Raw genomic sequence first — 23,666 nt, 5'->3', positions numbered from 1 at the left:
CTTATACTTTTTAAACAAAGTGACGAGAAAAAAATAGATCTACCTAGAAAATAAAAATGGGCGCCAATATTGTTATCACTCACAATATTGGCAATCAATCTTAGTGGTGATGACCACCTACGCCATGGGCATGACCGTGTTCAATTTCTTCATCTGTTGCCGCTCTAACGTTTTCCACTTTTAATTCAAATTTAAGTGTCTTACCAGCTAATGGATGATTGGTGTCAATGGTCGCCATAAACTTACCCACTTTAACAATTGTTACTTCTCGTTGACCCTGCTCGGTATTCACAACAGCTGTCATTCCCGCTTTCCATTTAACCTTTTTGTCAGCACTTGCTAAATGTTTCACTGATACTCTTTGTTCGCTATCAGGTTGAATTTCGCCATAAGTTTCAGCTGCTTCTAGCTCAACTTCTACTTCATCACCTTTAGTCATCGATTCTAAAGATTTTTCAACGCCTGGCATCATATTGTTATACCCATGAAGGTACGCCACCGCGTCTTTGCCAAAATTTGTTTCAAGTTCTTGACCATCTAGATCACTAATTCTGTAATGAAATTGCACAACCGTGCCTTTAGAGATTTGCATAATATTTTTCTTATCCTATTAATTTTCGCGAATGATAACCTAAGGCAGACTATTCGTCATCGGCTCCAGCCACAATATTCGCAATGTTTAACAAGCTAGTCACTGCAATGTAATTAATAGAGTTTTTCGGGTAACGGCCTTTGCTATTCATTTCCCCCACGTCCCTATCCATTAATAGTTCTAAAGCTTGGTCTACAGTCTCCACTACACATATATGAAACTTGCCTGCTTTTACTGCGGCTAATACCTCTTTATCTAACATCAGATTAACTTGGTTTGATTTTGGAACGATAACGCCTTGTGTTCCAGTTAAACCACGGTGTTGGCAAAGCTTGAAAAAACCTTCGATCTTTTCATTCACACCACCAACCGACTGTACTTGTCCGTATTGATTAATAGAACCAGTGATTGCTAAATCTTGTCGTGCGGGAATTCTGGTTAAGGCCGAAATAAGTGCAATCAACTCTGCAAGAGACGCACTGTCACCGTCAATATGTCCATAGGATTGTTCAATGGCGATATTAGCCGATAACGTCAGTGGGAACAGTTGCGCATACTTATAACCCAAGTATCCAGTGAGTAACATCACTCCTTTAGAGTGAATTGGTTGGCCCAGTTCAACTTCTCTTTCAATATCTACAACACCATTAGCCCCAGCGTACACAGTAGAAGTAATACGTGCGGGGGTCCCAAACATACACTCCCCCACTTCTAACACTGTGAGCCCATTCACTTTACCAACATCGACACCTTCGGTCGCAATCAGTATTTGTCCTTGTTTAATGTCATCTAAAACAGCTTCACTTACTCGGCCTGTCCTGTGTGTTTTTGACTCTAACGCACTTTCAATATGACCAACGTCTAATTCATTTTTTAATTGTTTTTTACAAAAGTAATCTGCTTCATTAAGTAACTCAATAACATCTGCAAACCTGGCGGACAAACGTTGTTGGTGTTCAGCTAAACGTAAACTGTGTTCAACTAATCGATACATAGCTTTCGCCGAAATACTTTGTAAGCCGAGCTTATTGACATGACTTCTAACGCGCCCTACAAAATCAAATAATGTCTTTTTGTCTAAAGGAATTTCGTGATCAAAATCAACCAACACTCTAAACAGTTCGTAAAATTCATCATCGTAGTCTTGAAGGGTGTAATAAAGATCACGAGAACCTAACAATACAACTTTGACATCAATGGGAATTTGTTGTGGATTCAAGGTTATGGAATTCACCATACCCACATCATGTTGTGGCAAATCCATTTTTAGCGTGCCGAACTTAAGCACTAATTTTAATGTTTCCCATACGTAAGGTTGTTCAATAACCTTATCCATATCTAATAATAAATAACCACCATTAGCTTTATGAATGGCACCAGGCCTGATCATACGGTAATTGGTAAATACCGAGCCTTGTATATTGGTATATTCAACTCTACCGAATAAATTTTGATGGGTTGGATTCGGTTCATAAATGACTGGAGAGCCACTATTTACTTCGTGGGCGACTAAAATATTGGGTAAATACTGTTCTTCTAAAATGGAGCGTTTATCATATTCATCTTCTTTATTTTCTTTCTTATCGTCAGCAAGTATTTCCACCACAGTTTCAATTAAATGAGGTTTAAGTTGACGTAAGAATTTAAGGATCGCTAGATCAGCACTGTATAAATGCTCTAAATCCTTTAATAAAGGTTTTATGCCTGATTCTGCAGTGTCTCTTTTTAGCTTTCTTAGTTTTTCAGCGGTAGCTCGTTTCCATGTTGGCAGCTCGATTAATGCCTCGCTTAACACAGTTTCTAACTTATCAATCACTACATAATATTCTTGGCGCTGTATTTCCGGGAAGTTGGCAAATTCCTCATCATTAATTGTTTTTCCGTCAACAATAGGCGAAAACGAAATAGTTCCGCTGTCTTCATACAGGGCAACATTGTGACTTTGCGCTTGCATTTCCACGTCTTCAATTGCTTGGTCGTATTTTTGATCAAACTCTCTGGTAATAGCGGCTTTTTTACGTTGATACCCTGGATTATCAAACGCTGCTGGAAAGGTATCTAACAATTCGTCAATTAACAATCCGAGATCTTTAGATAACTTTTTACTTTCTCCAGCCAATAAACGCAAAGAAAACGGTTCACGCTCGTCATCAAAATTATTGATATAACACCAATCATCAGGTGTGACGGTTTTATTCACATATTTATCGATAAACTCATGTACTAAGGTAAAACGCCCTGTAGCTTGTTCACCCATGACATATAAATTATAACCTTTTGCTTTGATCCCAAGTCCAAACGACAGAGCATCTCGAGCTCTATCTTGGCCTATAAATGTCGCATCTAATGCAGCATCATCTTTTAAGGCATGATTAATGGATCGTCTACTTGGCTTAGCGGTAAGTTGTTGCAAATGTAAGGCATATTTACTGTGCATGAGATCTCATCAAATTTTGATGTTAGTGACGTAAATATAGTGAAACCTTTAATCGAGATACTGTCAAACAGATACTGTTTAAAGCTACGCAACCGCTTAAATTTCCACCAAACAACAATTAAATTATTCCTAAGACTAAAAAACTTTAGTTTATGAGCCAGAAATACCACATTAGCTATTGTTTGAAAGTCATAGCCTAAGGTATTCTAACGAGCTAATTTTTATATAAATATTCAGTGTCTCGCGACCTAACTGACCACGTCACGGAAACCTTTTTTAATGGCCGAAAAACAATACCAACCTCAACAAATCGAAAAAGAGGTTCAAGCTCATTGGGAAACTCAAGAAACATTTAAAGCAACTGAGCAAGCAGACAAAGAAAAGTTTTACTGTTTGTCTATGTTTCCTTACCCAAGTGGGCGACTACATATGGGGCATGTTCGCAACTACACCATAGGTGATGTGATCAGTCGTTATCAACGTATGTTAGGCAAAAATGTATTACAACCAATGGGTTGGGATGCATTTGGATTACCGGCAGAAAATGCGGCAATCAACAATAATACCGCGCCAGCTAAATGGACTTATTCCAATATCGATTACATGAAAAACCAATTGAAGTCATTAGGTTTTGGTTATGACTGGGATCGTGAAGTCGCCACTTGTAAAAAAGAATATTACCGTTGGGAACAGTGGTTCTTTACACGTCTTTACGAAAAAGGCCTAGTGTATAAGAAAAATGCAACGGTTAACTGGGATCCTGTGGATCACACAGTATTAGCCAATGAGCAGGTGATTGATGGGCGAGGATGGCGCTCAGGGGCACTCGTTGAACAAAAAGAGATTCCACAGTGGTTTATCAAAATTACCGATTACGCTGAAGAATTAGTTTCTGATTTAGAACAATTAGAAGAATGGCCTGAACAAGTTCGAGCCATGCAAAAAAATTGGATTGGTCGCTCAGAAGGTGTAGAAATCACTTTTGAACTTGAACAATCAGTTGCTGGTCAGCAAGATTTTGATGTTTACACCACAAGACCAGACACCCTATTAGGTGTGACTTATGTGGCAGTAGCAGCACAACATCCAATTGCTTTAGAAGCAGCCAAATCCAACGCCGAACTTGCGGATTTTGTCGAAGAATGCAAAAACACTAAAGTCGCTGAAGCCGAATTAGCGACTATGGAAAAGAAAGGCTGTGCCACTGGGTATTATGCCATTCATCCGTTAACGGGTGATAAAGTACCCGTTTGGGTCGCTAACTTTGTATTGATGGGTTATGGATCCGGAGCAGTTATGTCTGTGCCTGGTCATGATCAACGAGATTGGGAATTTGCCACTAAATACGGCCTAGATATCAAACAAGTTGTAGAGTCAACGGAAGCAGCTGACGAGGTCGATATCACTCAGGCCGCTTTTACTGAAAAAGGTCGGTTAGTTAACTCTGGTGAATACAACGGTTTAACATTTTTTGAAGCTTTTGATGCAATTGCAGAAAAGCTTTCCAGTTTAGGTAAAGGCCAGAAAAAAGTAAATTATCGCCTGAGAGATTGGGGGGTATCACGCCAACGTTATTGGGGAACACCTATTCCCATGATGAATTTAGAAAATGGAGAATCTGTGCCGGTCCCTAGTGACCAACTTCCCGTTGAATTACCAGAAGACGTACAAATGAACGGGGTTATCTCTCCCATAAAAGCTGACCCAGAATGGGCAAAAACCGAATTTAATGGTCAAGCTGCATTAAGAGAAACTGACACATTTGATACCTTTATGGAATCTTCTTGGTATTACGCTCGTTACTGTAGCGCACAAAATGACCAAGCCATGTTAGATCCTGAACAAGCCAACTACTGGTTACCTGTAGATCAATATGTCGGTGGAATTGAGCATGCGATTCTGCATCTTTTATACTCTCGTTTCTTTCATAAACTTTTGCGAGACGAAGGTTTAGTGAAATCAGATGAGCCATACAAACGCCTTTTGTGCCAAGGTATGGTTTTAGCGGATTCTTTCTATCGTGAAGATAAATCAGGTAAACAAACTTGGTACTCACCGTCTGAAGTTGAAAGTGAAAAAGATGATAAAGGCCGTATCTTAAAATCGGTGTTAGCAGCGGATGGTGAAGAAGTCATACATGGTGGTATGACTAAAATGTCTAAATCGAAGAATAATGGTATCGATCCTCAAAAAGTAATCGACGTCTACGGCGCTGATACCATACGTGTGTTTACTATGTTTGCTGCTCCACCAGAACAAACACTAGAATGGATTGACTCTGGTGTGGAAGGCGCTCATAGGTTTGTAAAACGTTTATGGACTTTAGTACAAGAACATATTGAAGCGGGTGATATAGCTGAACTAGACAAAGGTAGTCTATCTGGTTCACAAAAATCATTACGTAGAGTGATCCACAAAACCATTGAAAAAGTGAGTGATGATATTGGCCGTAGGCAAACTTTCAATACTGCGATTGCTGCCACTATGGAATTACTTAATCATTTACAAAAAGCACCTCAAAAAGATGCTCAAGACTTAGCCGTATTGCGTGAAGGAATTAACACCATAGTATTGTTGTTAACCCCTATTGCGCCGCATATCTGTCACGTCATGTGGAAAGATTTAGGTCATGCTAGTGAAGTAGAAACAGCACCTTGGCCTGTTGCCGAAGCAGACGCTATGGTCGAAGACGAAAAACTCATCATAGTGCAAGTTAATGGTAAAGTTAGAGCTAAAATCACTGTTGCTGCAGACGCTTCTAAAGAGCAAGTTGAAGCTCTTGGCTTAAGTGAAAATAATGTTCAGCAGCACACTGATGGCAAAACAATCCGTAAGGTTATTTATGTACCAGGCCGTTTGCTAAATATTGTGGCTAACTAAGGTGCTAAAAACCTTAATTGGAAAAATCAGCATACTTGTTATCGTACTATCGATAACAAGTTGTGGATTTAAACTACGGGGCGATTACAGTTTGCCTCAGGGTTTACAAGTGCTTCAAGTCAGCTCTGCAATGAAAAACGCACCATTGCAGCGCACTTTAATCAAACAATTAAAAGGCTATAAAATACAGGTTCTTTCCGACAGTCATCATCAACAGGCTTTAGATGCACAAGTATTTATTCAATCTGAAAAATTGGATAGACGATTACTATCTTTGTTTTCAACAGGCCAAGTAGCTGAATATGAATTGGTCTATACCATTAATTACTATATTCAGTTTGCAGGTCAAGATGCTTTGCCCATGGAATTTGATATAACTCGAGAATATCAAGATGATCCCGATGCTGTATTGGCAAAGTCTAGAGAGCGAGATTTGGTATTGAGTGAAATGCGTCAACAAGCGGCTAATAGGATAATTCGCCAATTAGCTAACTCTTACTCGAATTGGCAACTCACTAAAGGTCAATAATGCAGGTTTATCCTAACCGTTTTAGTTTACAAGATGACTCTCCTCTCAAACCTTTTTATTTGATTTTTGGTGACGAACCACAACAAAAACTAGAATGTTTAGAACGTATCCGTAAAACTGCACTCCAACAAGGGTTTGATGAACGTCAGTCTTTGGTTGTAGACAACCAATTTAGTTGGGATAGCCTGATTGAAGCCACCCAAACGTTATCATTGTTTTCTAATAGACAAATTATTGAATTAGAACTACCAACCGGTAAACCCGGCGCTGAAGGCAGCAAAGTACTCAGTGCCATAGCTCAACAAGTTAACCCAGATGTTTTATTAGTCATACATGGCGGCAAGATTGGCAAAGATGTGCAAAATACTAAATGGTTTAAAGCCGTAGATAAAAATGCCATCTACGTGCCTTGTTATCCATTAGAAGGTAATGCCTTACATCAATGGTTGAATCAACAAATGCAATTGCTTGGTATGCAAACCTCGCCACAAATTTGTCAATTATTAGTTGATTATTGTGAAGGTAATTTACTGGCTGCAAAACAAGAAATTCAAAAGCTCATGCTGCTTTATCCGAATGGAGATCCTACTTTAGAACAAGTGGAGCAAGCCGTTGTTGACCAATCTAGGTTTACCGTATTTCACTTAATTGATGTCATTCTGTCTGGTGACGGACAAAAAACGGTCAAAATGTTATATCGCCTAGAAAGTGAAGGTATAGAGCCCAATATTATTCTGTGGGCGTTAACGAGAGAGTGGCAAACCCTAAATGGCCTTTTGTTTGATAAACAACAAGGGAAAAATATTAATTGGAATCAACACCGTATTTGGAAAAACCGCCAAAGTTTATACCAATCTGCCTTGCAGCGTTTATCACTAGAAAACCTGCAAATAATACAAACCAAACTCAGCGAGTTTGACTGTGCCATAAAACAATCTCAAATTCTTCGACCTTATGTTGAATTATGTCACCTCTGTTTATTATTTATGCCCTACCCTCTAGATAAACTCCCCTTGGACTATGCGGTTTAAATTAAGGTGCCATTAGTGAATTTAAACGCTCCTCTAGGAATTTTTGGTGGAACCTTTGACCCCATTCATTACGGTCATATCCAACCAATAATTGATGCATCTCAAAAGATAAACATCACAAAAGTAGCCATGATGCCATGTTTCACGCCAACGCATAAAGGCTCAGCTTCGGTATCAAGTCAACATAGATTAAATATGATCAAACTCGTATGTGATCAACACCCGTTACTTTATCCTGAGTCCAGAGATATTGACCGTGGCACTCCTACCTACAGCGTAGATTCAATGCAATCTCTGCGAACCGAACATCCAAAAACACCTTTATGTTTTTTTATTGGCACGGATTCATTGTTAACGCTGACTTCTTGGTATCAATGGCAAAAATTATTAACCCTATGTCATTTTGTGGTTTGTTTTAGACACGGTGAAGTACCAGAACTCCCGACACACGTAGTTGATTTACTGGCCAAAACACAAACTGATGATCCAAGGGACCTGCATACCAGCCTAGCCGGCCGCATCTACTTAGCGGATACCCAAGCTGTAAATATATCGTCAACAGCACTTAGAATACGATTGAATCAAGACCAAAATACCAGTGAATTTATTCCAGATAGTGTTTTAGCCTATATTCGTCAGCATAAGCTCTATCAGCCCGAGGCTAATCTCTGCTAAACTAGGTGTATTAATCAGTAATTTATTTTTAATCCATAAGGAAAATCTTTGGACCAGCAAGAGTTAGAAGCTTTCGTACTAGAAAAATTAGATGACCTAAAAGGTCGAGATACCATTAAATTAGATGTGTCTGGTAAATCCACCGTGACAGATACTATGATAATTTGTTCAGGCAACTCTAAAAGACATGTTATTTCAATCGCTGAAAACCTAGTGGTAGAAGCTAAAAAAGCAGATGCAGCACCTTTAAGTATTGAAGGAAAAGAAACTGGAGATTGGGTGTTAGTGGATATGGGTAACGTGGTTGTTCATGTTATGCAAGACGAAGCTAGAGATTTCTATCAACTAGAAAAACTTTGGGCATAACTCATTAAGTAGCCTACGCAATTGAAAATTCAACTCATCGCCGTTGGTATAAAAATGCCTGCTTGGGTAGAGCAAGGCTTTAGCGAATATTGTCGACGATTCCCACACGACATGCCGTTATATATAACAGAAATCCCTGCAGGAAAACGTGGTAAAAACGCGGATATTAAACGTATTCTTCAAAAAGAAGGCGAACTAACTCTTGCCGCCATTCCCAAAGGAAATCGTATTGTGACGTTAGAAGTCACAGGAGCGCCATGGGATACACCTAAATTGGCCAAAACCATGGAAAATTGGCAAATGGATGGGCGAGATGTCAGTTTGTTAATTGGTGGGCCTGAAGGTTTAGCACCAGAATGTATAAAAAGATCTGAACAAAAGTGGTCTTTGTCTAGTCTGACTTTACCTCACCCACTAGTTCGTGTGATAGTGGCAGAAAGTTTATATCGAGCTTGGTCAATTAATAATAATCACCCTTACCACAGAGAATAGTCTTGCCCGCCCATCGAAATACCATCAAAGACCATACAGCTGAAGCCAACCTTTTTGCTAGGCGAGCCGTAATTGGTTTATTAGTGGTATTCACTATGATTGGTATGGTACTGAGCAATTTATACTACTTACAAATCACCAAATTTGACGACTACCAAACTCGTTCTAATGGCAACCGGATTAAAATACTGCCCGTCGCCCCTAATCGAGGATTAATATACGATAGAAACGGCATAATACTGGCAGAAAACAGACCCGTATTTAGCCTACAAGTTATCCCAGAAGAGTCTGACGACTTGGATCAAACCTTGATTGGTTTACAACAATTATTATCAATTGACGATGACGATATTGAAGACTTTCATAAAGACAGAAAACGTATTCGTCGATTTAAACCAGTAACTCTGCTAAACCGATTAAACCAAGAACAAGTGGCCATTTTTTCAGCCAGCCAACATAAATTCCCAGGGGTATCAGTTGAAGCAAGGTTAGGCAGATATTACCCGTTCAAAAGCGCGTTAACTCATGTATTAGGTTATGTTGCCAAAATAGATAAAAAAGATTTACAAAAGTTAACCGAAGCCGGATTCGAAGCAAATTACGCTGCCACCTATGACATAGGCAAACGTGGTATCGAAAAATATCATGAAGAGTTGTTACATGGAGACGTTGGTTACCAAGAAGTAGAGGTCAATAACAAAGGCCGTATTATCCGCGTTTTGAACTTTAGTCCGCCAACACCTGGCCAAGATATTGTATTAAATATCGATGTTGAACTTCAACTAGAAGCCGAAAAACAATTTGCTGGTCAACGGGGCACTGTGGTCGCCATGGATCCTAAAGATGGTGGGATTTTAGCGCTTTATAGTAGTCCTAGTTATGATCCAAACTTATTTGTGCATGGGATCAGCAGTAAGAATTATAAAAAGCTACTCACCTCTTCACGTCCTTTATTTAACCGCGCTACACAGGGTCAGTATCCACCTGCATCTACAGTTAAACCTCTGTTAGCCCTAGTCGGTTTAGAAGAAGGCGTCATTACTCCAGAAAGCCGATTGTATGATAATGGTAAATATAAACTTAAGAACGTAAAAAGAATTTGGCGAGACCATAATTTATGGGGGCACGGCTGGGTTGATGTCACTAAATCTATCGAAGTATCTTGCGATATATTCTTCTACGACATGGCCTATAAACTCGGCATAGATAAAATCAGTGACGGTATGTACCAATTTGGTTTTGGTGATTATACAGGGATAGATTTGCATGAAGAAGCTGACGGTTTTATGCCAAGCCGAGGGTTAGTAAGGGCCAAATTTAATCGTGCTTGGTATCATGGAGATACGATAAACTTGGGTATAGGCCAAAGTTATTGGACAGTCACACCAGTACAACAGGTGCAGGCACTAGGCACGCTAATTAACAAAGGTAAACGTATTATTCCTCAAGTAATACGCGGTAAAATGGTCGACAACCAAACGGTGACAGAATCAATCAAAGAACGAAGGCCATTAGAAATTCATAACGAACATAATTGGGATGTTGTTCTAGATGCAATGTACGGCACAGTAAACCGTAAGGGCTCGGCTCGCAAAGCGTTTGTTGGTGCACATTATATTTCGGCCGGAAAAACAGGTACAGCACAGTTAGTGACCATAGCGCAAGATGAAAAATATGACGCCTCTAAATTGTCTAAAGAAAATCATGATAATGCCATGTACGTGGGTTATGCCCCTTATGACAAACCACAAATTGCCATCACAATCGTATTAGAAAATGCGGGGCACGGTGGTGCCCAAGCAGCCCCTATCGCTAGAAAAATTATGGACAACTTCTTTAAAGATCAAACCTTCCCTGAGCACCAAGTTATCGAATCGCTTGGCCCAGATGGTATGCCGATTTACACCAAGGAAGAGGAGCAATAGGCCGTGCTGAGAACTAAATTAGAGCCCTACAACCGCTCATTTCTAAATAAAATTCATTGTGATGGCCCATTACTTTTAGGTTTGGTTATTTTGATGGCTGTGGGTTTATTGACAATCTATTCAGCAGGCGGACAGGATTTACATCTGATTCAAAGGCAGTTAGTTAGGTTAAGTGTTGCCTTAGGTGTGATGATAGTTGTAGCTCAAATCCCTACTATTACTTACCAAAAGGTAAGCATCTATTTTTATATAATTGGCGTAGGTTTGTTAGTTGCTGTATTAGTCATAGGTGTTTCAAGTAAAGGAGCACAGCGCTGGTTAGATTTAGGCATCACTCGTTTTCAACCTTCTGAAATCATGAAATTAGCCGTGCCTATGATGGTAGCCTGGTACATTAGTCGATTTAACTTACCTCCTAAACTTAGACATATATTGGCGGGTTTTGGGTTAGTTGCCCTCCCCACTTTGTTGATTGCTAAACAACCCGATCTAGGTACATCTTTACTTATTGCGAGCTCTGGCGTATTCGCCTTGTTTTTGGCTGGTATGAGTTGGCGATTTATTTCGTTTATAGCGGTCGCCGCTTCGGCCTTTACTCCTATTATGTGGTTCTTCTTAATGAAGGATTATCAAAAACAGCGAGTTCTGACTTTCCTAAATCCAGAAACAGACCCATTAGGCTCGGGCTACCATATTATTCAATCACAAATTGCTATCGGCTCTGGTGGCACCCAAGGAAAAGGCTGGTTGCAAGGCACGCAATCACAATTAGAGTTTTTGCCAGAACGTCACACAGACTTTATTTTTGCCGTATTTAGTGAAGAGTTTGGCTTTTGGGGGGTTGTAGGTTTATTGGCAATTTACGCATTTATTGTTATTCGAGGCATGTTGATATCCATTCGAGCACAAGATGCCTTCAGCAAAATTTTAGGTGGCAGTATCACCTTAACATTTTTCGTATACGTATTTGTTAATATGGGTATGGTATCGGGTATTTTGCCCGTTGTTGGTGTGCCTTTACCGCTAGTGAGTTATGGCGGTACATCCATGGTTACTTTACTTGCTGGATTTGGTATTTTAATGGCTATTAGCACGCAAAAACGCATCATGTCTAGAGTATAGCCATGTGTAGTTTTTCACCCGCTGTCATTGTAAAAGGGAAAGTATGAAGTTTTTGAAATTAGTTGTTTTAATGTGGATGTCGTTTTCAGTCTCTGCCTTGTCAGCCTCACCATTAGAGTTAGAAAAAAAGTTTATTGACACTATGGTAAACAAACATAAGTTTGACCGTAGTTTTATACAAGGCACATTAGCGAAAGCCACTACTAATCCAAAAGTATTAGAATCCATCGCAAAACCTTGGGAAGCAAAACCTTGGCATCAGTATTACCCATTATTTTTAACTGAAAAACGTTTAAACAAAGGGTTAATATTTTGGGAAAAACATAAACAATCTCTGCTAAAAGCAGAAGAAAAGACAGGTGTTCCCGCTCAAATTATAGTGGCCATTATTGGTATTGAAACATTCTATGGCAGTTATACCGGTAAGTATTCTGTATTGGATGCATTAAAAACATTGGGTTTCCATTACCCGCCCAGATCGAAGTTCTTTAGAAGTGAATTGGAGCAACTGTTTTTGCTAGCAAAAGAAGAGAACTTTGAAATAACCCAAATAAAAGGCTCATACGCAGGCGCAATGGGACTTGGGCAATTTATATCTTCTAGCTATAGACACTATGCAGTTGATTTTGATGGAGACGGCGTGAGAGATTTACTTAACAATCCAGTCGATGCGATTGGCAGTGTAGCCAATTACTTCAAGAAAAATGGTTGGAAAAAAGGCCAAGACGTAGCGTTTAAAGCCGAAGTTTCAGGGACGCAATACCCAGCTTTCATCAATAAATCACTCAAACCGAAACATACTTGGCAACAGCTTGAATCAAACGGTGTTTCTGTTGAGCAGGTAAAACTTACTGAAAACCAAAAAGTGAAGTTATTAGAATTTAAGCAGCCCTCAAACAAAGAGTACTGGGTTGGATTACCTAACTTTTATGCCATTACTCGATACAACCACAGTCCTCTTTACGCTATGGCGGTTTTCCAGTTTAGCCAACAATTAAAACTGGCTATGCATAAAAAAGACAACTAAGAAAATGTCGCGACTAAATGACAAGTTAGTATGGCTCATCTTGTGTATTGCTATTAGCGCTTGCGCACCTATCGGGCGTTACTATCAAAATCAGGATTCCGCTCCTAAAATTGTACCTAAACATGTAAGCACCCAAGATGCCATTCCTAAGTATGAACCCTATGCACCAGCCAATTTAAGGCCATACACAATACGAGGCGTACATTACCGCCCAATGTCTTCTGGGTTAGGTTTTAGTGATACAGGCGAAGCCAGTTGGTATGGACAAAAATTTCATGGGCATAAGACCTCCAATGGCGAAATTTATGACATGTATCAAATGTCTGCCGCCCATAAAACCTTGCCACTCCCTTCCTTTGCTCGTGTCACTAATCTAGATAATGGTAAACAAGTGATTGTGAGAATAAATGATCGAGGACCATTTCATATTAACCGTATTGTGGATTTGTCTTATGCCGCAGCCTTAAAATTAGACTTATTAAAAACAGGTGTGGGGAACGTTAAATTAGACGTCATTCATGTTGACTCAAATGGAAACGTAACCGAAGGAAATACAAGTACTGTTAGCCAAACAAAAGCAACAAAAAGCAATGCCGGTAAATTTATTCAATTACTCGCTTCAAAAAACAAACAACGTATTCATACACTTGGACAAAAAGCCACTGCGAAATACCATATCCCCTACCGAGTAGTTAATATTAAGGGAATATATAAATTGCAGTTGGGCCCACTAAAAACGGATACCAATCATCAATTGTTACTTAAAAAACTAAAAACGTCAGACTACCCTAATGCTTACACTGTGTTTGTTAAGTAAACTTTTAGCAAGTTCAGCGGTCGTAGCTAAGCAGCTTTATAAAAAATAAGTCATAAAACGACGCTATTTTTTATTTTGAAGGCAGTAATTTATTGCTCAAAGTGCTATATTGCCCGCTAATTTTGCAACGCGTAGTTGCTGACTCATTCATAAATTCTAAGAAACAATCAAAACGGTAGTTTAATGTTTAACCCAAAAAAATATTTCAATACATTATTAACTGGTCTGACACTGAGTGTCTTCGTATTTTCCGCTTCTGCAGCTGTCGTAATTCCACCTGCACCTAGTGTCGCAGCGAAAGGTTTTATTCTTTTAGATCATCAAACCGGTAATGTTATCGCCGAACAAAACGCCGACATTCAAATTCCACCTGCTAGTTTAACCAAGATGATGACGAGCTACGTGATTGGTCAAGAAATTGCTGCCGGCAATATCAAAGAAACCGATTTGGTCACCATTTCAGAAAATGCTTGGAGCAAAAACTTTCCTGACTCCTCTAAAATGTTTATCGAAGTGGGTAAAAAAGTATCAGTAGCCGATCTTAACCGCGGAATAATCATTCAATCTGGTAACGATGCCTGTGTGGCTATGGCAGAACATATTGCCGGAAGCGAAGATGCATTTGCCAGCATGATGAATATGCACGCTGAAAAACTAGGCATGACCTCTACCCATTTTGTAAATAGCCACGGTTTGCACGATGGTGATCATTACACAACAGCAAGAGACATGGCTATTTTGGCAAAAGCCCTTATTAATCATGTACCCGAAGAATATGCTATTTATGCAGAAAAAGAGTTCACCTTTAATAATATTAAACAATACAACCGTAATGGTTTGTTATGGGATAAAAGCCTTAACGTGGATGGTATTAAAACTGGGCATACTTCTGATGCAGGTTACAGTTTAATTACCTCTGCAACGCAAGGTAATATGCGTTTGATTTCGGTTGTTATGGGCACTGATAGTGAAAGAGCGCGTAAAGTAGAAAACAAAAAGTTACTTAAATACGGTTTCCGTTTTTACGAAACCATTACCCCCTATAAAGCAGGTGATAGTTTTGTGTCACAACGCATTTATATGGGTGACAAAGACACAGTAGATCTAGGTATTTTACAAGATACACCAATCAATATTCCTAGAGGTCAAAGCAAAAATTTAGAAGCTAACTTTAAATTGAATAAAAACCTTGAAGCGCCAATTGCTAAAGGTGCTGTCGTTGGAACACTGTATTTACAAATTGAAGGTGAAGATATTGCTGAATACCCGCTCGTTACTTTACAAGAAGTTAATCAAGGTGGCCTAATCGATCGTATGACTGATTATGTAAAATTAAAACTTGGCTTTGATTTGTAATTAGCAGAGATATTTTTGATATGAAAACACATTTCGACGAATTATTAGAGTTTCCCTGTCATCAAACGTTTAAGATTGTTGGCTTGGCTGACGATGGTTTAACTGATGCAGTGGTGGCATGTATTCAAATACATGCCCCAGGTGATTATTCACCAAAGTTAAAGCCTAGTTCAAAAGGCAAGTATCATTCTTTATCAGTGAGTGTAAAGGTGACCAGCAAAGAACATATGGAAACCCTATATGTTGAAATAGCAAAACTTGACCTTGTAAGAGTTGTACTTTAACAACTCTTTATAGCCAACTATTATTCGGATAAAATTTTTGAATCCCGCGCTCATTATAAGACAATTAGGTGTACAACCTTATTTGCCTATATGGCAAAACATGCAAGACTTTACCAATAACAGAGATATCAACACGCCTGATGAAATTTGGTTGGTGGAACATGAGCCCGTATTTACTCAAGGTCAAGCAGGTAAAGCCGAACACCTATTAATGCCCGGAGACATACCTGTAGTGCAAGTTGACAGAGGGGGCCAAGTGACCTATCACGGTCCTGGTCAACAGATGATGTATGTATTACTCAATTTAAAACGTCACAAATTAGGTGTACGGGATTTAGTAACTGCCTTAGAGCAGTCGATAGTCACCACGTTGGCTGACTACAAGATAGACGCTTACCCCAAAGCCGATGCGCCTGGTGTATATATAGACAATAAAAAAGTGTGCTCTATAGGCTTACGCATCCGTAAAGGTTGCTCCTTTCATGGTTTAGCTCTTAACGTGAATATGGATTTAACTCCATTTCAACGTATCAATCCATGTGGTTATGCTGGGCTAGAAATGGTAGATTGCGCACAATTAGATGGCCCTCAAACGCTGTTAGAAGCAAGTGCTAAAATAACTCAATATTTATGTACCTCATTAGGTATTACTCAGATAGAAACAAAAGAAGGCTTTAATGACTAATTCACGTACTCAAGCTGGAGTAAAACTTCGGGATGACGAAAAAGTAAAACACATCCCCATTACTATCGTGCCTACCGAAAAAGCAGAAATGTTGCGTAAGCCATCGTGGATAAAAATTAAACTTCCACCTAGTACCGAAAAAATTGATCATATCAAAAAAACCTTACGTAAAAATAAATTACACTCGGTATGTGAAGAAGCAAGCTGCCCTAATTTAGCTGAATGTTTTAACCACGGCACAGCCACCTTTATGATTTTAGGGGATATCTGTACCAGACGTTGCCCATTTTGTGATGTTGCCCATGGTAAACCGTTACCACCAAGCGCAGAAGAACCTGAAAAACTGGGAAAAACCATAGCAGAGATGAAACTCAAATATGTGGTTATCACTTCAGTGGATCGTGACGACTTACGAGACGGAGGTGCCCAACACTTTGTTGATTGTATTTCAGCTATTAGAGAGCACAGCCCAAGTACTAAAATTGAAGTGTTAGTACCGGATTTCAGAGGCCGTATGGATCGTGCTTTAGAAATATTAAAAACAAGCCCACCTGATGTGTTCAATCACAATTTGGAAACCATACCTAGTTTGTACAGAGAATGTCGCCCTGGGGCCAATTATCAATGGTCTTTAGATTTATTGAAAAAATTTAAAGAACAACACCCAGACATTCCGACAAAATCGGGTTTAATGATGGGCATGGGTGAAAATAAACAAGAAATTGCTGAGGTATTAAAAGACCTAAGAGCACACAATGTAGAAATGTTAACTTTGGGCCAGTACCTGCAACCCAGTAAACACCACTACCCTCTTAAACGTTACGTTCACCCAGATGAATTTAACGAATTGGAAGTGATAGCCAAAGACTTAGGATTTAGCCACGCGGCATGTGGTCCTATGGTACGTTCGAGTTACCATGCGGATAAACAAGCAGCAGGGGAAGAAGTGGGTAAGTTTACACCATTATAAGCTACGCTTACCGCAATCCATTGCGTTTTTGGTTCGGCATCCCTGCCGCACCAGATACTCTTTTTCAACAGCAAAAAAGAGTATCCAGAAAATGCCGACCTCCAAACAAACTCCTATTCCAACAAATTATTGGCTTCTATGTCAGAACGGCAATAAGCCGCTCCCAGCTATAAAAGATTACCTTGTCCAGATGTCCATATCTGGCCATCTGACAAGCCATTAATTTGCCGGGGAATTTGTAGTCGGGGAAATTCAAAAGCACCGGCTTCGCCGACTATAAGGGATAGGTTAACGTCAATACCCTTTTAAACTTTAATGCTCACTTATAAATTTTTCATATTTATTTATACTCGGGCAGTATAAGGCTTCCTTAGCTTGTGATTGGTACTTTATATAAATCTCAGTGCATTCAATTAACAGCCTTAATGTTTGTAGTACTAACTTTTTATTTTCGTCGCCTAAGAATGTTAATTTAGTCAGAATAATTTCTTTATCGATACCAACAGCGCTCGTATGAGTAAATCCATTAATAACATCTGGATTGTCCACGCCAACATTTGCCACTGGTAAATTGCAAATAATCTCAACTAAATGCAAAACATACTCTGAAAAACCCATTTCATCACTATCATTATATCCATTGGGGACTAATTGAAATTTGTCATTTTTTTCATTTTTTAAATTTATCACAACTGTTTTTGGGCAAAGTTCATATAGGCGTTCAAAATTAATATATACATACGCTTCTTTTATTATTGCTGTACCTTGCCCACTGTTTTTGTAACCAAAAGACACGCTATTTTCATTCCATTCCTTTAGCACCGTCAAGTAAGGCTGGATTTGTTGTTTATGATTTTTTATTATAATTTTCGCTGTAACAATCGCGATAATTGCAGTTAGTAAACCAGTAACTCCAGCTAAATCAATTTTAATAATAAAGATCAAATCAAAGTTAAATAAAAATAGACTAAATCCAGCCATGAATAAGATAACTGCACCGATTTCTATTTTACTTTTTGTCATGGTATGTCCTTATTTTTAACTACACCAACGTTACTATGTTCCCAAGGCTTTTTATATAATCAAATAGTCACTAATTTGCAAAGCTCGTAAAAATAAATTGAAACAGAACTACATAGCAGATTATTTTGATTACTAAGCGAATCCAATTTTACCTATTCAAAGTAGCCTTGTCAGATGTCCAGACATGGACGTCTGGGCAAGGCGAACCGCTTTACATGGATGTTACCTTTCGCCGCTCTGACATTGAAGGTTGCTTTTAATAGGGTTAGAAAATTGGCTGGAGCACGGCCCTTTTTGTTTACTTTTTGTGGCTGTTGGTAAAAAGTAAATCGAGCCGCAGGATGCGGTTTGAACAAAAGCCATGGATGGCTGTGAGCAAAGCGAATTGTCTTTATGCGAATCACATTCTTTTGATTTAACCGCGAATCCAAGTTCGCCGAGCAACGCTGACAAACTAAGGACAAAGAACATGGAAGTTATTTGAGCAATGCTTGTAGGGAACAAATCATTGCGACCTTTGTTTGGCAAGTCGCGCAGGCATTAGAACTAGGTTGGAGCACGGCATTTTCTGGTTACTCTTTTTTGCTGTTGAAAAAGAGTCACTGGTGCGGCAGGGATGCCGTATCAAAAACGCAATGGATTGCGGTAAGCAGAGCGCATGCCTTTGTATGCGAAGCATATGCCATTGAGAGCACAGCGAATACCGCTTACAAAAATGCCCAGTATTCACTGGGCATTTTTAATATCAATACAAGTGTTGAGGTTTATTTTAGTAAAGCCAACAACTCTTTGGTTTTCTCTTCCATCAAAGCGATATCACCTTTGGATTCAACGTTCAAACGTACCACAGGCTCTGTGTTTGATTTGCGCAAATTAAAACGCCATGTACCAAACTCTAGACCAATACCATCAGTGTAATCGACTACAGTAGCTTCAGACTCATATTTATCTAATACCGATTTAATCGACGCATCGGGATCAGCCAAAGTACTGTTGATCTCCCCTGAAGAAGGAAACGCCGCAATACGTTCTTTAACCAATTGCGACAAAGGTTTGTTTGTAGTGCAAAGTAACTCTGCCACTAACAACCAAGGGATCATGCCTGAATCACAGTACGCAAAATCGCGAAAATAGTGATGGGCACTCATTTCGCCACCGTACACGGCATCATCAGCTCGCATACGCTCTTTAATAAATGCATGGCCGGTTTTACTTTTTATCGGCACTCCACCAGCACTGGTCACTATATCTTCGGTGTTCCAATAAACTCGAGGATCATAAATAATTTTAGAACCAGGATCTTTATCCAAAAAGGCTTTAGCTAATAAGCCAACAATATAATAACCCTCTACAAAGTCTCCGTTCTCATCAAATAAGAAACAACGGTCAAAGTCACCATCCCATGCAATGCCCATATGAGCTTTGTGTTCTTTCACTGCATTAGCGGTGTCGGCACGACTCTCGGGCAACAGAGGGTTAGGTATTCCATTTGGAAAACTACCATCAGGCGTATGATGAATTTTAATAAATTCTATAGGAATATTTTGACTTTGAATGGCAGATTCAATTGCATCAAGGGCGCTACCCGCTGCGCCATTACCAGCATTAACCACTAACTTAAGTGGTGAAATATTATCGGCTTTAATATACGACAACATATGTTCAACATAGGCAGGCATATTATTTAGTTGCTGATATAAACCAGTACCGGCTAACTTAGTTTGAGTAACAGAAGATTGACCTTCTATAAATTGCTCAGATGTCACTAACGAATCTGAATAATGTTCAAGTCGAGATTTAACTAGATCTGCATCATAAGTTTCAGCTAAATCACGAATAGCAAACAGTCCAGTGTCGCCACTAACAGGTTTAGAATCTGTTTTTACTAACTTCATACCGTTGTAATCAATTGGGTTATGACTGGCGGTAACTTCTATGCCGCCATCTACACCTAAATGTTTGGTGGCAAAATAAATTTCTTCTGTGCCTGTCATACCTAAATCAGTCACTTTGGCACCACCGTCAATTAAACCTGCCGCCAAGGCCAATTTCAGAGGCTCTGAGGTTAGTCGAACATCCCCCCCAACCACAACTGTCTTAGCCTTCATGTGTTCAGAAAATGCTCTACCAACACGGTATGCGACTTGTTCATCTAATTGTTCAACTAACTTGCCTCGAATGTCATAGGCTTTAAAACATGTAATTTTCATAGTTTTGGTTCTGTTTCCGTTAAAACTAATTTTGTACGATAATTGTTAGGGATCTACGCGCCCATATCGGTCCGAGAACCTAACAATGTCATCTTCACCTAAGTAGGTACCTGACTGCACTTCTATCAGCTCTAGCGGGATTTTACCTGGGTTTTCCAGAGCGTGAATGACACCAATTGGAATATAAGTAGACTGATTCTCTGACAGTAGTAATGTCTCGTCACCGTTAGTCACTTTGGCCGTTCCGGCAACCACAATCCAGTGTTCAGCCCTGTGATGATGCATTTGTACCGATAGTTTTTCACCCGGTTTCACAGTAATTCGTTTAACTTGAAAGCGTTCGCCATTGTCGATTGAATCGTAACTGCCCCAAGGGCGAAAGACTTCGCGATGAAATTCCCATTCTGGACGTTTTTCGGCTTTAAGTGTGTTCACAACATTTTTAATGTCTTGAACTTTGTTCTTATTAGCCACTAAAACAGCATCTTTTGTTTCTACTACAACGACATCATCAAGCCCGACTACAGAGATTAAACGTTGCTCAGAATTAATATAACTATTGTTTACACCATCTAAAATAGCGTCACCAATAATGACATTGTTGTTTTCGTCCTTTTGTTTTGCAGTTTCCCATAATGAAGACCAACTGCCTACGTCACTCCAACCTGCGTCAAGAGGCACAACACAAGCCGCGTCAGTTTTTTCCATGACTGCATAGTCAATAGAATCATCCGGACACTTTACAAACGTCTCAGCGTCAACTCGCACAAACTCTAAATCTTTAGATTCTGAGGCAATAGCTTGTTTACAGATAACTAACATTTCTGGATTGTGTTTTTCTAACTCTTGCAAGTAACGACTAGCTTTAAACATAAACATGCCGCTATTCCAGTAGTATTCACCTGAATCCACATATTCTTGGGCAGTGGTTAAATTAGGTTTTTCCACAAAGCTAGCCACGTCAAATCCAACGTCTGCTGTTTGGATTTTATCTCCACGTTTTATATATCCATAACCTGTATGAGCAGAATCGGGCACTATGCCAAAGGTCACTAACTTACCTTGCTCAGCTAACACTTCGGCTTGGCCAATGGCTTTATGAAATTCAGGGGCATCACTGATTAAGTGATCAGCAGCTAAAATAAGTAAGGTAGGATCATCACCAGATAGAGAAGCGTGTAAAGCGGCTAATGCAATGGCTGGAGCGGTATTACGCCCCATGGGCTCTAATAATATCCCCCCATGTGTAATGTCCTGTTGACGTAACTGTTCAGCCACTAAAAACCGATGGGCTTCATTACAAATAACGATAGGTTCTTCTGCTTGAGTACCATTTAATCGAGCTATAGTGTCTTGCAACATTGTCAGTTCGCTGGTCAAACTTAAAAACTGTTTAGGCAATGCAGCTCTTGATTTTGGCCATAATCGACTACCACTTCCACCAGCTAGAATCACAGGTTTCATCCATTATCCTTCTTATTTTTAATGTTTTATCGAGATTTTGTCACGATTAAAGTTTTGTGCTCAGAATAATATTAAAGCTAGGTTAGATATACAACAGCGTAACTGGATAAAGCTTATATATTAATACTTTCCTATGATTATCAAGCTAACGATTAAATCAAACATTTGAATGTTTGGGTTAGTGATTGAGCACTGATATAATTGCATTTTCAAAAATATAATAAATACCCATTAATTTATGCAAAACACGAAACAACGATTTGGTGGAACACAACGTCTTTATGGCCATCAAGAAACCGCAATTTTACAACAATCACATGTGTGCATTGTCGGCATTGGAGGCGTCGGGTCATGGGTTGCAGAAGGTTTAGCTAGAACAGCAATTGGTAAAATTACCCTGATTGATTTAGACGACCTTTGTGTAACCAATACCAATAGACAAATTCACGCCCTAGAATCGACTGTGGGTCAGGCAAAAGTCGACGTAATGGCGCAGCGTATTAAAGCAATCAACCCAGAATGTATTGTTGAAACGATAGAAGACTTTATTACCCCTGAGAATGTCAAAGAGTTATTACACACCCAGTTTAATTATGTTGTAGATGCGACGGATAGCATAAAAGCCAAGGCAGCTATGGTGGCACATTGTAAACGCAACAAAATCCCTGTGATTACAATTGGTGGAGCTGGCGGACAGATCGATCCTACAAAAATTGCCGTCACAGATTTAACTAAAACGATTCAAGATCCCTTGGCTTCAAAACTGCGCTCTGAACTAAGACGCTTTTACAATTTTAGTACTAACCCGAAACGTAGGTTTGCAGTAGATTGTGTATATTCAACTGAGCAATTACGCTACCCCCAAAGTGACGGCAGTGTGTGTATGCAGAAAAACCTAACTGACGGAAGTGTTAAGCTAGATTGTAACACTGGGTTTGGTGCCGCAGTAGCTGTGACTGCTACCTTTGGTTTTGTCGCTGTTGCACGAGTAATCGAAAGAATTTTAATAAAAAACATCCCTGTTTAGGCGTTTACCAGTTTTTGATCGACATTCGGTTTAATTAATTACACAATATCACCAGAACAAACAAATATAATAGGGAACCTCTAATGCGTATGACTTCAAGTGAGCTAGCCGAATTAATGCTTGATTGCTCAACTAATGCAATCAAAACCACAGCTGATGAATTCAACACTGAATTAGATGGTTCAGAACAAAGTATTGAGTTAGTAGACGACATTATTTTGTGTTGGTTAGATAAATACAAAAGCCAAGCTTTAGAATCTGACGCGGTTTTCACCATCTGCAATATCTATGGTGCCTACGTTGGTGAAATTTTTCGCAATAAACTGGGAGGAGAATGGAATTACGACGAATCAAACCCAGATGCGCCCTATGTAGTATTAAATTATGCGAATAACAATTACGCTTTTGCTGGAGTCTGTTATCAACGATTAGTTAACGACAGCCAAGTCAGTATCAAACGTTATTATGAAGAAGCAGTGTCGAATAATATTCAATAACCCCAATTATTCCAAAGTTTACTTAACTGATTGTTTTTTGCACTTTGGATTAGGGTTAATTTTCCAGTCTTTTACCATTAAAAGTAAGTGACGATCTTTTAGTAAAAAATACAGACAAAGTAGATCCAAAATAAACGTTATCGCTATTAGCCATGAAAACTGCCAATGAGATAAGTTGGCAAAATACACATGAAAAATAAAATCTCCCAATACTGACACAATCATCAAGGGGCGAACAAAACCAAACAACCAAGGTC

Annotated in this window: 22 protein-coding genes; 16 read left to right on the top strand and 6 right to left on the bottom strand. The window is 39.3% G+C overall.

The window, feature by feature from the left end; all coding sequences use genetic code 11:
* Window positions 1–100 precede the first annotated feature (100 nt).
* Both ACSHXM_RS14430 and ACSHXM_RS14425 read right to left on the bottom strand, forming a co-directional pair.
* Complete coding sequence (locus tag ACSHXM_RS14430; protein WP_435689617.1) at window positions 101–592, bottom strand: FKBP-type peptidyl-prolyl cis-trans isomerase; 492 nt, start codon at window positions 590–592, stop codon at window positions 101–103.
* A 49-nt stretch (window positions 593–641) separates the two neighbouring features.
* The gene (locus ACSHXM_RS14425) at window positions 642–3,029 is read right to left on the bottom strand and encodes a Lon protease family protein (protein WP_435689615.1); all 2,388 of its coding nucleotides are present in this window, start codon (window positions 3,027–3,029) and stop codon (window positions 642–644) included.
* A gap of 279 nt (window positions 3,030–3,308) precedes the next feature.
* Here ACSHXM_RS14425 and leuS point away from each other — a divergent pair, with 279 nt between their 5' ends.
* From leuS to lipA, 14 genes are all read left to right on the top strand, one after another.
* Window positions 3,309–5,909: a leucine--tRNA ligase gene (gene leuS, locus ACSHXM_RS14420; RefSeq protein WP_435689613.1), complete on the top strand. Its 2,601-nt coding sequence runs from the start codon at window positions 3,309–3,311 to the stop codon at window positions 5,907–5,909.
* Between the two features lie 91 nt (window positions 5,910–6,000).
* The gene (lptE, locus tag ACSHXM_RS14415; protein WP_435689611.1) at window positions 6,001–6,438 is read left to right on the top strand and encodes an LPS assembly lipoprotein LptE; all 438 of its coding nucleotides are present in this window, start codon (window positions 6,001–6,003) and stop codon (window positions 6,436–6,438) included.
* Window positions 6,438–7,469 (top strand): DNA polymerase III subunit delta, encoded by a 1,032-nt coding sequence (holA, locus tag ACSHXM_RS14410; protein ID WP_435689609.1) that lies wholly within the window; start codon window positions 6,438–6,440, stop codon window positions 7,467–7,469. The genes lptE and holA overlap by 1 nt, the downstream gene beginning before the upstream one ends.
* Window positions 7,470–7,484: 15 nt before the next feature.
* A complete protein-coding gene (nadD, locus tag ACSHXM_RS14405; protein ID WP_435689607.1) occupies window positions 7,485–8,144 on the top strand; it encodes a nicotinate-nucleotide adenylyltransferase in 660 nt (219 codons plus the stop codon).
* 48 nt (window positions 8,145–8,192) lie between these two features.
* On the top strand, window positions 8,193–8,510 hold the full coding sequence (rsfS, locus tag ACSHXM_RS14400; protein ID WP_435689605.1) for a ribosome silencing factor: 318 nt from the start codon (window positions 8,193–8,195) through the stop codon (window positions 8,508–8,510).
* 21 nt (window positions 8,511–8,531) lie between these two features.
* A complete protein-coding gene (rlmH, locus tag ACSHXM_RS14395) occupies window positions 8,532–9,002 on the top strand; it encodes a 23S rRNA (pseudouridine(1915)-N(3))-methyltransferase RlmH (protein WP_435689603.1) in 471 nt (156 codons plus the stop codon).
* A gap of 2 nt (window positions 9,003–9,004) precedes the next feature.
* Complete coding sequence (gene mrdA / locus ACSHXM_RS14390) at window positions 9,005–10,927, top strand: penicillin-binding protein 2 (RefSeq protein WP_435689601.1); 1,923 nt, start codon at window positions 9,005–9,007, stop codon at window positions 10,925–10,927.
* A 3-nt stretch (window positions 10,928–10,930) separates the two neighbouring features.
* Window positions 10,931–12,049: a rod shape-determining protein RodA gene (gene rodA / locus ACSHXM_RS14385; RefSeq protein ID WP_435689599.1), complete on the top strand. Its 1,119-nt coding sequence runs from the start codon at window positions 10,931–10,933 to the stop codon at window positions 12,047–12,049.
* A gap of 43 nt (window positions 12,050–12,092) precedes the next feature.
* Window positions 12,093–13,076, top strand: coding sequence for a lytic murein transglycosylase B (gene mltB, locus ACSHXM_RS14380; protein ID WP_435689597.1), 984 nt, complete (start codon window positions 12,093–12,095; stop codon window positions 13,074–13,076).
* Between the two features lie 4 nt (window positions 13,077–13,080).
* The gene (locus ACSHXM_RS14375) at window positions 13,081–13,893 is read left to right on the top strand and encodes a septal ring lytic transglycosylase RlpA family protein (RefSeq protein ID WP_435689595.1); all 813 of its coding nucleotides are present in this window, start codon (window positions 13,081–13,083) and stop codon (window positions 13,891–13,893) included.
* A gap of 183 nt (window positions 13,894–14,076) precedes the next feature.
* Window positions 14,077–15,249: a serine hydrolase gene (locus ACSHXM_RS14370; RefSeq protein WP_435689593.1), complete on the top strand. Its 1,173-nt coding sequence runs from the start codon at window positions 14,077–14,079 to the stop codon at window positions 15,247–15,249.
* A gap of 20 nt (window positions 15,250–15,269) precedes the next feature.
* Window positions 15,270–15,533 carry a DUF493 family protein YbeD gene (ybeD, locus tag ACSHXM_RS14365; protein ID WP_435689591.1) on the top strand — a complete coding sequence of 88 codons (264 nt, stop codon included), beginning with the start codon at window positions 15,270–15,272 and terminating at the stop codon, window positions 15,531–15,533.
* 37 nt (window positions 15,534–15,570) lie between these two features.
* A complete protein-coding gene (gene lipB / locus ACSHXM_RS14360) occupies window positions 15,571–16,218 on the top strand; it encodes a lipoyl(octanoyl) transferase LipB (protein ID WP_435689589.1) in 648 nt (215 codons plus the stop codon).
* On the top strand, window positions 16,211–17,188 hold the full coding sequence (gene lipA / locus ACSHXM_RS14355; protein ID WP_435689587.1) for a lipoyl synthase: 978 nt from the start codon (window positions 16,211–16,213) through the stop codon (window positions 17,186–17,188). The genes lipB and lipA overlap by 8 nt, the downstream gene beginning before the upstream one ends.
* A gap of 312 nt (window positions 17,189–17,500) precedes the next feature.
* Here the strand turns inward: lipA and ACSHXM_RS14350 are convergent, their stop codons facing one another.
* The 3 genes from ACSHXM_RS14350 to ACSHXM_RS14340 all read right to left on the bottom strand — a co-directional run bounded on the left by ACSHXM_RS14350 (window position 17,501) and on the right by ACSHXM_RS14340 (window position 21,885).
* Window positions 17,501–18,211, bottom strand: coding sequence for a hypothetical protein (locus ACSHXM_RS14350; protein ID WP_435689585.1), 711 nt, complete (start codon window positions 18,209–18,211; stop codon window positions 17,501–17,503).
* Between the two features lie 764 nt (window positions 18,212–18,975).
* Entirely contained in the window at window positions 18,976–20,421 is a 1,446-nt protein-coding gene (locus ACSHXM_RS14345; RefSeq protein WP_435689583.1) for a phosphomannomutase CpsG, read from the bottom strand.
* 45 nt (window positions 20,422–20,466) lie between these two features.
* A complete protein-coding gene (locus ACSHXM_RS14340; RefSeq protein ID WP_435689581.1) occupies window positions 20,467–21,885 on the bottom strand; it encodes a mannose-1-phosphate guanylyltransferase/mannose-6-phosphate isomerase in 1,419 nt (472 codons plus the stop codon).
* Window positions 21,886–22,123: 238 nt separating this feature from the next.
* Here ACSHXM_RS14340 and tcdA point away from each other — a divergent pair, with 238 nt between their 5' ends.
* Complete coding sequence (tcdA, locus tag ACSHXM_RS14335; protein WP_435689579.1) at window positions 22,124–22,912, top strand: tRNA cyclic N6-threonylcarbamoyladenosine(37) synthase TcdA; 789 nt, start codon at window positions 22,124–22,126, stop codon at window positions 22,910–22,912.
* A gap of 83 nt (window positions 22,913–22,995) precedes the next feature.
* Window positions 22,996–23,409, top strand: a complete 414-nt coding sequence (locus ACSHXM_RS14330) for a hypothetical protein (RefSeq protein WP_435689577.1) — start codon at window positions 22,996–22,998, stop codon at window positions 23,407–23,409.
* Window positions 23,410–23,427: 18 nt separating this feature from the next.
* Here ACSHXM_RS14330 and ACSHXM_RS14325 read toward each other — a convergent pair.
* On the bottom strand, window positions 23,428–23,666 hold a 239-nt coding region (locus ACSHXM_RS14325), incomplete at its 5' end, for a DUF2919 family protein (RefSeq protein WP_435689575.1).

Origin of the sequence: Paraglaciecola sp. (assembly GCF_051252315.1) — a bacterium.
Lineage (GTDB): Bacteria > Pseudomonadota > Gammaproteobacteria > Enterobacterales > Alteromonadaceae > Paraglaciecola.
This window is presented reverse-complemented; position numbering and strand designations above follow the sequence as displayed.